Below are 13,431 nucleotides of genomic sequence, written 5' to 3'. Positions count from 1 at the left end.
AAAAATGCAACAAACACTTTATGTAAATCCGCTAAAAGACAAATCCCAATGCATTTTTTCATGAAAGATGTTCAGAAAAGATGCTGGCAAGCTCTTCCTGGTCCAACGGACGGGCCTGTCCCGGCTCCAGAGCGGGATCCAGCGCCAGGCCGCCGATTTGCAGCCGCTTTAATCGCACCACCGTTTTGCCCACCGCACGGAACATGCGCTTCACCTGATGAAATTTGCCTTCCCGGATGCGCACCCGCACCCGCGCGCCGTTTTCCGGCAGAAACAGTTCCGCCGGCAGGCAGGTCATATCGTCCAGCTCCAGCCCCTGTGCAAACGCTGTGACGTCTTCCGGCGTTGCGGGCAGGTCCAGCTCCGCTTCATACAGTTTAAAAACATGGCTCTTAGGGGCCAGCATCCGGTGAGCAAAATCGCCGTCGTCCGTGATGATCAGCAGGCCCTCTGTGTCCCGGTCCAGCCGTCCCGCGGGAAACAGGCCCCGCCTCCGCAGTTCCGGCGGCAGCAGATCCACCACGGTTTTCTGACGTTCGTCCCGCGCAGCGGAAAGCACCCCCATGGGCTTATTCATCATAATGTATACATATTTTTGAAAACGCACGCGCTGTCCGTTCACTTCAATTGCATCCCGGTCCGCGTCCACCTTATAATCCGCCTTTTTCACCACGGCGCCGTTGACCGTCACCGCGCCGCGCCGTACCAGCGCGCCCACCTCTTTCCGGCTCCCCACATTCTGGGATGCCAGCACTTTATCCAGACGTTCGATTGTGATCACTTCCATTCCTCGATTGTCCCCTATTATATCGGTTCTCTCCTGAAAAAACAATCTCATTCTGTAGCAAACTTTACCGCAAAAATAATTTTGAAAATACTTTTAAAATTATTTTTCAAAATGTATTGCATTTATGTTTTCTCTGTGTTACGATAGGCTCAACAAAGAAGCCATCCACTCGTATATTCAGGAAAGGGGTTTAGCTGCTATGGAAGGAATCCGTGCAACCGATATCCGCGAAAGCAATGAAAAACTCGTCAAGCGTTTTTTGATGGAGTACGGGGAATGTACCAAGATGGACATCGCCAACGGCTCCGGACTAAGCCATCCAACCGTCGCAAAGGTTCTGGCCGAAATGGTGGAAACCGGTCAGGCCGTAAAAGTGGGAAAGGAGACCTCCTATGGCGGCCGCTGCTCTGACAAATACCGCCTGGACTACGACTACCACCACGTGCTGATCCTGATTTTCACCACAGACAGCCTGTACTATCAGGTCAATAACCTGGCACAGAAGAAAAAGGAATCCGGCACCATTCCCATCCAGGGTGAAACGCACATTCTGGAAGCGGCGGACCTGATCAGCGACGTACGCACCCGGTTACCCAACATCCGTCTGGTGGAAATCGGTCTTCCCGGCAATATTCTGGACGGCCGTCTGGTTTACATGGCCACACCGTTCTATCTGGTAGGATGCAATGTCGTGGAGGAGCTGGAAAAACGCTGTCACCTGCCCATTCAAATCTGCAACGACGTCAACGCCATGGCCTATGGATTTTACAAGAGGCATATTGAAGTCTCCCTCAAACAGGAAAGCATGGCTTACCTGTTCCGCAACCACAGCGGCCCCGGTGCGGGTATCATCATCAACGGCAAAATCATCAACGGTTTTTCCGGCTTTGCCGGCGAGGTATGCAACGTCTGGCCGCCGCAGGATAACCTGATGGACGAGGTCAAAAGCCAGATCGCGGCGATTCTCTCCGTCATTAACCCGCGGTATCTGGTTTTAAGCCACGACCGCACCATTGAGCTGGACACAAACGCCCTGCGCCGTTTTGTGGAGGAGCTCTTCCCCCGGCACACCATTCCGCAGTTTCATATCACGCAGGAGATTCCCGCGGGCAGCACGCCGGAACTTCACTTTACGACAGAATTTGAAGAGAACTGCGCCGACGGCCTGGTGGAACTCGCCATTGAATCGATCTTCCCTTAATACAATAAAAAGGCAACAGGACCGGCGGGGCAAATATTGCCCCCCCCGGCCTGTTTTTTTTTAAAAAAATGTTTGCTCAATCGGTCGGCCCCGGCTTTGCCGGGATTTTCGAAGAGGCCCCCGCCTCCCCCTGCTGCGCCGCTCCCGGGGGCAGCCCGCGGAAACTTCCCTTTACGACAAAATTGGAAGAAACCTCCGCCGCGGCCGTGGTGAACCCCGCAATTAATTCGATCTCCCTTAAATAAAAAAAAAGGGCAACAGGCCGGGGGGGGAAAATTTTGCCCCGCCGGTCCTGTTTTTGATCAAAGAACTGTTCGCTCAATCGGTCGGCCAGGCATTGGCCGGAATTTCCGAAGAGACCGCCGCTTCCGTCTGCTGCGCCTCTTCCGGCTCTGCTGCCGTCGCCGCGCTGCTTTCCTGCGGAGCCGCACTGCTGCCCTCCGGGGTGGTACTCTCCGCCGGCATGCTGGTGCTGTCCTTTACCGGTTCGGAGGAACCGGTCTCCGGCTTCGTATCAAAGGTACACATAAAGCCATCGAGCGCGGTGGAGCTGATGTCTCCGCCGATCACCAGATTGTCGCAGATCAGCAGGTTGGCATGCACCGGATTCGCGTCCGGGTAATTTGTCACCTCGTACGTCCACAGGCGGCAGACCTTTCCTGCGAATGGCAGCAAATCAAATCCCTGCTGCTTTTGCAGCTCGTTGTAGCTGCTGTACACCTCGTCAAACGCCTGCGGCAGCGTGACTTCCTTGATCTCCAACGGTTCCGGCCCAACCTGCCAGCCAAACTGCGAAAGGAACGCAATGCGCTCCTCGTTGGTCGCCGCCTGGCAGCTATAGGACTGCGCGCTTCCCCCGCCGGAACTCGCCTGCAGCTTTCCCGCCGCGAAGCAGATGGTCACCACCGCCAGCACCACGGCAAGCACCACGATAAAAACCTTTTTCTTACCCGCTTTTACAGAACAGACAAACAAAATGATCCCTCCCCGCGGCGCCTGCCGCTTTCTCGTCCTTAATAGGTATGCCCCGCACTGCAAAAACATGCCGTCTGCCGCAAAAAGGCCTTCCAATTTCTGGTATGTGAAACAAATACCCCAATTTGATTCTTCCAGTTGCTTAATAAAGGAATTTCAACAGAATATCGTATAAACCTGCTAAATTTTTGTAAATACAAGCGGAAAACTGGACCTCTATACTGTACATGACAACAGCGTATCGCCTGCTGGATAAGGACAAAAAGAGGATAAAACAAAAAAGGAGGAAGTATTTATGATCAAGCGATTGACCGCCGTTATTCTGGCACTGATGATGGTGCTGAGCACCCTGACGGGGCTCGCCGCCGCCCGCACGGAGCCGCCTCGGGTGGGGAGCCGGAATTACTATTCCAACCAGGGCGACCTGGAACCGTCCCCGTTCGTACAGCTGCCGATGAGCGCCGTGCAGGCAAAGGACTGGCTCAAGCAGCAGCTTCTGCTGCAAAAGCATGGCATGACGGGGGAAATGCACGACCTGTACGAGATGTACAAGAGCAGCAACGGCTGGCGCGGCGGCTCTGGGGACGGCTGGGAGCGCGGGCCGTACTACGCGCGCGGCCTGATTTCTCTGGCCTTCGTGCTGGATGACGCGGAGCTTCAGGAAAAAGCGATGGAGTGGATCGACTTCAGCCTAGACCACCAGCGCGAAAACGGCTTTTTCGGTCCCCTTGCCGACGGGGACGGCACGTCTGCCGGCTGGGATTGGTGGCCCCGCATGATTATGATCGAAGCGATCCGCGACTACTACGAATATACCGAGTATACCGGCGTACCGGACGAGCGGGTACTCCCCTTCTTTAAAAAATACTTCCGGTTCCAGCACGACCGCCTACCCGGTTATCCGGTGACCAGCTGGGCAGCCGCCCGCGCGGGAGATAATGCCGAAGTTGTTTTGTGGTATTACAACCGCGTTTACGATCCGGAGGATCCTGCCTCCAGCGCATGGCTGATTGAGGTCGCCCAAGAGCTGATGAAAAATTCGCACGGTATCTTTGGCAATTACAACGACTGGACCACCATTTTCCACGACAGCACCGTGCGCAATCACGTAGTCAATACCACACAGGCGATGAAATCCCCGCCGGTGCAGTACCAGTTTACCGGCGCGGAGCGCGACCGTACCGCCATCCGCGAGGGTATTTTCAATATGGGCATCGACCACGCGCGCGTGGATGGGCTGGCGAATTCAGACGAATGGGCCCGCGACAACCTGCCCCATATGGGCGCTGAGCTCTGTTCCGTGGTGGAAAGCCTGCAGTCCTACGGCGTCGCCATGCGCATCCTGGGCGATAGCTGGATCGGCGACGACATGGAACGGGTTGCCTACAACAACCTGCCCGCCGGCTATACGCCCGACTTCACCGCGCACAATTATTTCCAGGCGCAGAGCCAGATGATGGCCACCAACGGCGCGCATGAATTCATTCACGACCACGGGAACAGCAGTGCCTTTGCGGCCCCGGCGGGCGACGCCTGCTGTATCTCCAACATGCACATGGGCTGGCCCAAATTTATTCAGAACATGTGGATGGCAACGGCGGACGACGGCCTGGCGGTCATATCCTACGGTCCCAACCGCGTGCAGGCAAAGGTCGCAGACGGTAAAACCGCTGTATTTGACCAGGAGACCAAATACCCCTTCGACGGTGCAATTGCGCTGCACTATGAGGGAGAATCTGCACAATTTCCGTTGCTGCTGCGCGTTCCGGACTGGTGTGAATCGCCGTCTTTTACCGTAAACGGCGAACCGGCGGAAGGAATCCTTTCCAACGGCTATTTCACGATCGACCGCGAGTGGGCCTTTGGCGATACGGTGGACGTCGATTTCCCAATGGAAATCCACACCAGCACCTGGTATAACAACTCCACCGCCGTGGAGCGCGGCCCGTTGATCTACACCATCCATGTAAAAGAGGACTGGCACACGCCGGACCCTGAGATGGACGATCCGCGCGTATTAAAAATGAGTCCCGGCGGCGTGGCTCCCACAAAGGCGTTCCCCTCCCGCGAGGTAACCCCGGCCAGCCGGTGGAACTACGCGCTGGTTTACGATCAGGACGACCCATCCGCTTCGTTTGACGTCACGGTTGCAGATGAGATTGCACTGCAGCCCTTCCACACTGCCAACGCCCCCGTCACCATCCGGGCCACAGGGCAGATTGTGCCGGAATGGCAGCTGCTCAACAACGTGGTTCCGGAGCCGCCCTACTCCCCTATCCAGGCCGATCCGGCGCTGCAGGAGCAGATTGAGCTGGTCCCTTACGGCTGCAGCCGCCTGCGCATCGTACAGATGCCCCGTGTGGGCGATGCGGAAGAAACCGTCGTCCGAAAGGCCAGGGAAGCCGATTCCAAAACGCTGGACGGCGAGCCGGTTCTGGAGTTTGACAATGTGATAGTGCCCAACGCGGAAAACTACCAGTTGAAAATATCCTACCGCGGCGCGGGCAGGCTGCGCCTGAATCTCAATGCAAAGTACAACCAGGAGATCGATTTTGCCGAAGGCGGCGAACCGGTCGTTATTGACAATCTGGTTGGCCTGCTGCCGGCGCAGGAGGACTCCATGCTGGGAACCACGGTCAAGGGATTCCAGTTCGGCTACGGGCAGTACAACAACATCCGTTTCTTCGGGGACAGCGGCGTCACCATTGAGCAAATTGAAATCATTCCCATTGACCGACTGATCCAGCCGGAAATCACAGAGACAGCGTCTGACGCCACTTCCATCCGCCTGACCACCAACGTCAGCCGGGCGGATGGCTTCTACCGCGTGCGGTACGGCACTGAAAGCGGCGAATATACCACGACCGCCTCCGGCTTCCGTACCAACGTCGCCAACCTTACCGGGCTGCGGGAAAACACGACTTACTATTGTAAACTCTCCATGCTGTTAAACGGCAGAACGGTCGAGTCAGAGGAAATTTCTGTCACGACCAGCGGATCCGGTTCCGAAGCAGACGTGCCGAAAGCCGAATTTTACGACGACTTCAGCGATCCCGAAGCCAGCGCCAGGCTGTGGAGCCCCTCCGGCACCCCGGGCGCCGTTACCTTTGCAGAGGGCAAGATACAGATCGCCTCCGATGGAAACGTCAAGGCTGTCGCGGGTGATGAAGCCTGGACCGACTACGCGGTTGAAGCGGACCTGCGGACGGACAGTGCCGGCGGCGCTGATTTCGGCATCATGTTCCGCGTTACCGACGTCGACGAAAGCGCAAGTACTACCACCGATTCCTACCGCGGCTACTATGTCGGCCTGATGAGCGGCGCGGTTCGCTTTGGATACAGCGCATACGGCTGGAACCTAGTCAAGGATACCCCCTACGACATTCAGGCCGGGAAAACCTATTCCGTCAAGGTTGTAACCTGCGGCGCCCGGATCCTCATCTACATTGACGGTGAAAAGGCCTGCCAGTTCACCGATTCCCGCTATGAGAACGGCAGAGTCGGCGTGCGTTCCTGGAACAAGGCGTTCGAAGTTTCCTCCTTCCGCGTGCGAAATCTAACGGAGGCCGAGCGCGAGGAGGCGGCTGAGGTTCCGGTAGAACCCACAGACATACTCTACGACGACCTCGTTTACAGTGTATACGAAGGCGCACAGCTTGCCTACAAACGGCCTTCCAGCGAGATGAAAATTGCGTACGGAACCGCTCCGGGCGTGTATGACCATGTGGTATACGGCATCAACAGCAAATTCGCCAGCGATAAAGCCAGCGTCACCGGTCTGGAAAACGGTATTTCCTATTACCTGCGCCTGAGCGACGCATATGAAACCATTTACTCCCCCGAATATGTATTTACCCCGGGTGTGCGCCCCGACCTGACAGGCTATGCAGCCCCCCTGCTTGAGACACTCGACGAAGCCCGCACCGCTTCTCAGGCCGATTATACGGATGAGGCCTGGGCGCGCCTGCAAAAGGCAATCGCCGAAGCCGAACGAGTCCTTACAACGGATGAACCCAATGAGATGGACTACGACCTCGCCAAAAGCTGCCTGAAAACCGGCCTAAAGGAAACCGGCAGAGAAACCCGCCCGGCGCTGACCGGCGTCGCCCCAGTAGAGGGCATCCAGGTTGGAAAATACCTCTCCCTGAATGACGTCGCTTCCAAGCTGCCGCAGGAGGTGGAGGTCACCTATGGAGACCCCGCCACGACCACAACGGCAAAAATCTCCGCCTGGAGATGTACGTCCTACGACCCGTCCGTGCCGGGCGTCTACAACTTTATCGGGACGCCGGCTCCCTCCGCACTTTATGTAAACAGCAACCGCCTGACCGTCTCCGCAGAGGTAACGGTGCTTGACAACGTTGTCCGCTATGAGGCGGAGGATGCGGCCATTACTGCGCCCGCGTTTGTGGGAAGCCACCCGGCATCGTCGGGCGGCAAACATGTTCAGTCCATCGACAATGGGGACGCTGCCGTAACCTTTACCGTTGAGGCCCCTGCCGCCGGCAAATATGAACTGATCGTCACTGCGGACGGCCACCCCTCCTTCCCGAACGCCTCCCACAAATACTACGTCAATGGCGACACAAAAAACGCGCAGATCATCCGTTATCCCGGCGGAACCGGCTGGTTTAACTGGCGGCAGTTCCCGGTCGACATCATGCTTAATAAGGGTGAAAACACCATCACCTTTACCCATTCCGGGCTGGAAAACAGCTTTGCCCAGCTCGACTGCATCGACCTGGTTCTGCCCGTCGAAACGGAAAATCCGACGGTGCGGTATGAAGCGGAGCAAGGTACCGTCACCGCGCCCGCGGCAGTTGCAAGCGGTGCAACGTCCTCCGGCGGCCAACACGTGGCCTCCATCGACAACGAAAATGCCACCGTTACCTTTACGGTAGAGGCCCCATCGGCAGGGATGTATCAAATGGCCGTCACAGCGGACGGCCATACGGCCTTTCCAAACGCATCACATAAATTCTTTATCAACGGCGACACCGCACATGCACAACTTATTTCGTATCCCAACGCAACCTCTTGGGGCGACTGGCACACCTATGAGGTAACAATTCAGCTGAGCGAGGGAACCAACACCATCACCTTTACCCATTCCGGGCTGGAAAACAGCTTTGCCCAGCTCGACTGCATCGATCTGACACCGCACTCCGTTTCGCAAACGGACGTTATCGTAACCTATTCCGGCAGGGACGTCTCATTGGAGGTCAACGGAGAACCGCAGAAGCTGGCGGACCTGACCGGAAAGTTTGCCGCAAAAGATGTGGAGAGCGGAACCACCTTCACCCTGACCTTCGCGCCGCGTCTGGAAGACCGCACGTTCCGCGCCGTGACGGTCAACGGCCAAACGGAACTGGTCGGCAAACCCTCATATACCTACGACTTTATCGCCGCGGGCAAACCCGTCCAGCTGAATTTCCTGTTTGAACTGACGAGCAAAACCATTTTAAAACAGACCTTCGATTACGCCAAATCCTATGTGGACAATGGCACAGTAGGCCAACTGATTCCCGAGGTTCAAGAAGCCTTCCTGCACGCCTATCAGACCGCCAGAGACGCGATTGACGACCCGCTCGCCACACAGGCGGAAATCGACCGGGCTTGGACCGACCTCCTGCACGCCATCCACTACCTGGAATTTAAACCCGGCGACAAGCGTGCACTGGAAGACCTGCTCACCGTCCTGAAACAACTGGACGAAGAGGACTTTACCAGCGAAACCTGGAGCGCATTGGCCGGCGCATTGCAGGAAGCACTGGCGGTTATGGACGATTCCGAGGCGTTGGCGGGCGACATCGACGCAGCCTGTCAGGCGCTTCTGGACGCGGCATATGCGTTAAAACGCCTTGCCGACCGGACGGCGCTCGACGCTCTCATTGCCGCCGCAGAGCAGACCGCAGAGGAAATTGAGACAGATACGTACCTGCCGGACGGACAGGAAGCTTTCTTTGCAGCGCTGAAGGAAGCAGTTTCCCTGGAGCAGGATGCTTCGCAGCGTGTGATCGACGCGGCGGCGCAGACGCTTACAGAAGCAATGGCAGCACTCCGCAAACGGGCGGACAAGACCGAATTAAAAGTTGTATTGAACGCGCTCAAGAAACTTCGCCCAGCAGACTACACCAAACAAAGCTATGCGCATGTGGCCGCCGCGATAGCGGACCTGGAACAAATTCTAACGGATGACACGGTGGACGAAAGCCGGCAGGACACCATTGACAGCGCGGTGAAACACGCGCGTACCGCACGGAACAGCCTGGTTCCCGCGGGCCGCCCGGTGTCCGCCGGGAATAAAAACAGCCAATCGCTACCGCCGCGTGGCAACTCTTACGGCGCTTCCGGCATCGTCTCTGCGCAGGGTAGCAGCGCTTCTGTACACTGCGATACGACTACCGATTTCACTTTAACACGCGGACATGCCTACTGTTTTAAAATGACGGCTTCCGGTACTACTGCACCGAGCTTTACGGTCGGCAATGGACAGATCCTGAAAACGCAGTTTGCAGTGCGGATCGGCAGCGATTATTACTTCCGGGTCTATGCCATTGGCACTCCAGGCCAAAGCACCGGCGTGTACACCGCAACAGCTGATGAAAAACCGCAGCGGCACTGTGTTGTAACAATTGTCTGAGAAACGCCTTTCAAGTTGTTTGGGAGGAACCGTTCTTTGCTGAACAGCGCTTGAAACGGCTCCGTTTAGAGAAACTTTTAATGCAACCACTCGCATTTACATGGCAACGGCCCCCGCGCAGAACGCGGGGGCCGTTGCTCGTTATACGCACGCAAAAAAGCTGTTCCGGCCTAATTGCCGCAACAGCTCTCTGCAAAGTAGGATTATTAAAACAGGATCGTTCAGGTTTGCAAATTTCAGACAATATCAAACTGAAAGGTCAGGTTGCCCCAGTAGGTGCCGGTTTCCGGAATGACGGAAGCGGGAATCACGCGGTATTTGTACTCGCCGTCTTTGTCAAAGGAAAGAACCTCTTTGTTCAGCTCCCGGACCATTCTGGAGCTGCCGTCTTCATAAAAGCCCTGCACTTCATAGGGGACATAGTTGTGCCCGCGATAAAGCGCAAAATCCGGGCAGGCTGCCGGCATACCGGACTTGCGGGTGCTGACGATGGTCATCACGACCTTACCGCCATCCAAGTTGGAGATATCCTCCGCTTTGAAGGTGGAGGTCGCTCCGCCTTTGACCAACTCAAGTCCCATCGGGATTGTGATGGTGTATGTCGGCTCCGCGACCGCCTCATATTCCAGTTCGACGCCGACTTCACCCTCTGTAAAGGAATCCTGATGAAACTCCATAGACCCGGGGTTGACGGCTTTCGTCGCGGCAAACGACGAGGTGGACACCGCCGCGGCCAGAACCGCCGCCATACAGAAACTTACCATTTTTTTCATTTTGACTTCCTCCATTCATCATTGAAATGATCTATCAAAACATCCGGTCCGGAAGGACGGGATGAGGATTGGCTCAGACTACCACCAGTTTGGTCTTTACATTCGCCCCATTCATCTGCGCCTGATCTTTCAAAGAAAAGGTGGAAATTTTAATGGTCGCCCCATACTCTCCCGCATCCAGCGATCGGGAAAGGGTCTGCTCCTGAATCGCCTTGCCCGGCTCCACCAGCTTGGAGGCATAGAGCGTCTCGCCCGTGTCGTCCAGCACCAATTCAAAGGTAAAATAGCAGGGGTTTTCCTCTGGGTTCAGCAGAGAAATTTTGACATCCTGCTCGTTGGCCGGGATGGAAATGGAGGCATAACCGGGAATCTTGATGCCCGGCTGGCTTTCGCCGCTTTGATCCGGCGGCACGGTTCCGGCCCAGTCCTTGGCAGCCCCGTCCAATTCCTGCTCCATCGGAGCAGCCGCCGGCTGAACCGCCCAGTTTTGGTATTGTATTCCCACAAAAATTCCGCCGCCCAGCAGCACCAGCATACAAAAGGCGAGCAACGCTGTTTTGATCAACTTGTGATTGGATGATTCCCGCATGGTAATGAATCGTTCCTTCCTGTCTTTCTTATTTTTTCTGACAAGGGAAGGATACCGCTTTCTCATTAAAACAAGATGTTTCTTTGGTTAAATTTGGATTAAACTGAAAGGCGCCCTATCACAACACAGATTTTGCATGAAATGACGGTATCAAAACGACTCCCCCGCCAAAGGCGGAGGAGCCGTCAAATACAACCAATTCCGATGCATCCTGCCAATTGTGATACGGCACCTGATCTGGTTCTTTATGAAGCTGTACGATTCTATTTATTCCGCGTCAGCTTTGGCCTGCTCGATGACCTTCTGCGCGACCTGTGCGGGTGCTTCCTCATAGCGTGTAAAATCAAATGTAAAGCTGCCGCGTCCCTGCGTCACCTGGCGCACATAAGTGCTGAAGTCGTGCATCTCCGCCATCGGTACTTCCGCCTCTACCGTCTGCTGGCCCTCGCCCGCGGGTTCCATGCCCAAAACGCGGCCGCGGCGCTTGTTGACTTCACCCATGATGTCGCCCATGTTCGCATCCGGAACAGTCGCGCGCAGCATACCGATCGGCTCCAGCAATGCGGGGCTGGCAATCGGCATGCCGGCCTTGTACGCCAGCGTTGCCGCCATTTTAAACGCCATTTCGGAGGAATCCACCGGATGGTAGGAGCCGTCATACAGCGTCGCGCGCAGGCCAACAACCGGATATCCCGCCAGCGGCCCATGTACGATACAGTCCTGCAATCCCTTTTCTACCGCGGGGAAATAGCCCTTCGGTACAGAACCACCGACGACGCGCTCGCCGAACTCCAGGCCTTCGCTGTCGCACGGCTCAAACTCAATCCAAACATCGCCAAACTGGCCGTGTCCGCCGGTCTGCTTCTTATGGCGTCCCTGTACCTGTACCTTCTTGCGGATGGTTTCACGGTACGCCACGCGCGGCTCCTCCAACGTGATGTCCACGCCGAATTTATTCTTGAGCTTGGAGACGATCACGTCCAGATGCTGCTCACCGAGTCCGGAAAGAACCATCTGATGCGTCTCCGCATTGTTGACAAACTTAATGACCGGATCTTCCTCCATCAGGCGGAAAACGCCCTGCGCAACCTTATCCTCGTCACCCTTGTTCTTCGGGACAATCGCCAAGGAGAGCGTCGGGACGGGATAGGTGATGCCCTCCAGCGTGACCTTGCGGGTCGGAGAACAGAGGGTATCGCCCGTGGCGACGCCGCCCAGCTTCAGCACAACGCCGATGTCTCCCGCCGTGATGCAGCTCATCTCCTCCTGCTTTTTACCGCGCAGCATAACCACCTTGCCGATGCGCTCAGTGTTGCCGGTGCGCATATCCACCAGCTGGGAATCCGTCGCCACCTTGCCGGAAATCACTTTCAGGAAGGACATCTTACCAACGAACGGGTCCGCGATGGTCTTAAAGACAATTGCCGCTGTCGCGCCGTCCGGATTGACGGAAAGCTCGACCGGGTTGCCGTCGATGTCCGCGCCAACCTCCGCGCTCTTCTCCTGCGCGGAAGGGGCCAGCCAGGTCAGGCCGTCCAGGAACTGCTCCATGCCGCGCATCAGGAGCGCGTCGCCGCAGAACACCGGGCTGATCGAGCCGGACTTTACGCCCTTGCTGATGCCGACGATAACCTCTTCCGGTGTAAAAGCTTCGCCGGAGAAATATTTTTCAAACATTTCGTCGCTTGTTTCCGCAACCGCTTCATAAATAGCGGTGCGCAATCCCTCCAGACGGTCGCCCATCGGGGGCATCGCGACCTCCACGGGCTTGCCATTGGAGTAATCGTACGCTTTGTATTCCAAAATATTGACATAGATATTTGCCTTGCCGTCCTCTATGTAGGGAACCACGACCGGGCACACGGACGGGCCGAAACTGCCCTTCAAATCCTCAAACACGCGGTAAAAACGCGCGCTTTCATCGCACAGGCCGTTGACAAAGAAAATCTTTGCCAGACCGCGCGCATCCGCCGCCGCAACCGCCTTCTCTGTGCCGACCGCCACGCCGTCCTTGCCGGAAACCGCAATCAGGACAGAATCCGCCGCGCGGACCGCTTCGCACATCGCGCCTTCAAAATCGAACAGGCCCGGTGCGTCCAGCAGGTTGATTTTATGATTCTTCCACTCCAGCGGGGCTACTGCCGCGCCGATGGTTGCTTTTCTCTTAATCTCCTCCGCGTCGTAATCGCACACGGTATTGCCCTCTCCAACCTTCCCGAAACGGTCCGTCGCACCGGAGAGGTAAAGCATGGCCTCCGCAATTGAGGTCTTTCCGGAGCCGCTGTGCCCCGCGATTGCAATGTTCAAAATATCTTTCGCATTGTACAGTTTCACTTAAAAAACTCCTTTCAGGGGGTGATTGGTACAACTTTACAATTGTTCAATCAAATTAATAACAATTATATCGCATTCTCACAACCATTACAAGCAAAAAGTGAAATTTAACAGAATCAAACAGAAAGT

At 56.1% G+C, this 13,431-nt stretch carries 7 protein-coding genes; 2 read left to right on the top strand and 5 right to left on the bottom strand.

Features of this window, described 5'->3' with window-relative positions; translation table 11 throughout:
- Positions 1-58: 58 nt before the first annotated feature.
- Positions 59-787 (bottom strand): pseudouridine synthase, encoded by a 729-nt coding sequence (locus tag BN2106_RS02840; protein ID WP_195891768.1) that lies wholly within the window; start codon positions 785-787, stop codon positions 59-61.
- A gap of 199 nt (positions 788-986) precedes the next feature.
- Here BN2106_RS02840 and BN2106_RS02835 point away from each other — a divergent pair, with 199 nt between their 5' ends.
- Positions 987-1,988, top strand: a complete 1,002-nt coding sequence (locus tag BN2106_RS02835; RefSeq protein WP_050697068.1) for an ROK family protein — start codon at positions 987-989, stop codon at positions 1,986-1,988.
- 318 nt (positions 1,989-2,306) lie between these two features.
- Here BN2106_RS02835 and BN2106_RS02825 read toward each other — a convergent pair whose 3' ends face one another.
- Entirely contained in the window at positions 2,307-2,963 is a 657-nt protein-coding gene (locus BN2106_RS02825; protein WP_050697066.1) for a DUF4830 domain-containing protein, read from the bottom strand.
- 295 nt (positions 2,964-3,258) lie between these two features.
- Here BN2106_RS02825 and BN2106_RS02820 point away from each other — a divergent pair, with 295 nt between their 5' ends.
- Positions 3,259-9,606, top strand: coding sequence for a CBM35 domain-containing protein (locus BN2106_RS02820; RefSeq protein WP_050697065.1), 6,348 nt, complete (start codon positions 3,259-3,261; stop codon positions 9,604-9,606).
- 236 nt (positions 9,607-9,842) lie between these two features.
- Here BN2106_RS02820 and BN2106_RS02815 read toward each other — a convergent pair whose 3' ends face one another.
- From BN2106_RS02815 to BN2106_RS02805, 3 genes are all read right to left on the bottom strand, one after another.
- Entirely contained in the window at positions 9,843-10,379 is a 537-nt protein-coding gene (locus tag BN2106_RS02815; protein ID WP_050697064.1) for a hypothetical protein, read from the bottom strand.
- Positions 10,380-10,452: 73 nt separating this feature from the next.
- On the bottom strand, positions 10,453-10,968 hold the full coding sequence (locus BN2106_RS02810) for a hypothetical protein (protein ID WP_074017415.1): 516 nt from the start codon (positions 10,966-10,968) through the stop codon (positions 10,453-10,455).
- Positions 10,969-11,235: 267 nt separating this feature from the next.
- Positions 11,236-13,302 (bottom strand): elongation factor G, encoded by a 2,067-nt coding sequence (locus BN2106_RS02805; protein ID WP_050697062.1) that lies wholly within the window; start codon positions 13,300-13,302, stop codon positions 11,236-11,238.
- Positions 13,303-13,431: the final 129 nt, after the last annotated feature.

It is taken from the genome of Anaeromassilibacillus senegalensis (genome assembly GCF_001261775.1).
Lineage (GTDB): Bacteria > Bacillota > Clostridia > Oscillospirales > Acutalibacteraceae > Anaeromassilibacillus > Anaeromassilibacillus senegalensis.
Note: the sequence above shows the minus strand (reverse complement) of the source record. Positions and strands in the feature narration are given on the sequence as shown.

Excerpts from the sequence above, each read along its gene's own strand:
- BN2106_RS02840 (WP_195891768.1), bottom strand. The coding sequence starts at position 787 with ATGGAAGTGATCACAATCGAACGTCTGGATAAAGTGCTGGCATCCCAG.
- BN2106_RS02835 (WP_050697068.1), top strand. The coding sequence starts at position 987 with ATGGAAGGAATCCGTGCAACCGATATCCGCGAAAGCAATGAAAAACTC.
- BN2106_RS02820 (WP_050697065.1), top strand. The coding sequence starts at position 3,259 with ATGATCAAGCGATTGACCGCCGTTATTCTGGCACTGATGATGGTGCTG.
- BN2106_RS02815 (WP_050697064.1), bottom strand. The coding sequence starts at position 10,379 with ATGAAAAAAATGGTAAGTTTCTGTATGGCGGCGGTTCTGGCCGCGGCG.
- BN2106_RS02810 (WP_074017415.1), bottom strand. The coding sequence starts at position 10,968 with ATGCGGGAATCATCCAATCACAAGTTGATCAAAACAGCGTTGCTCGCC.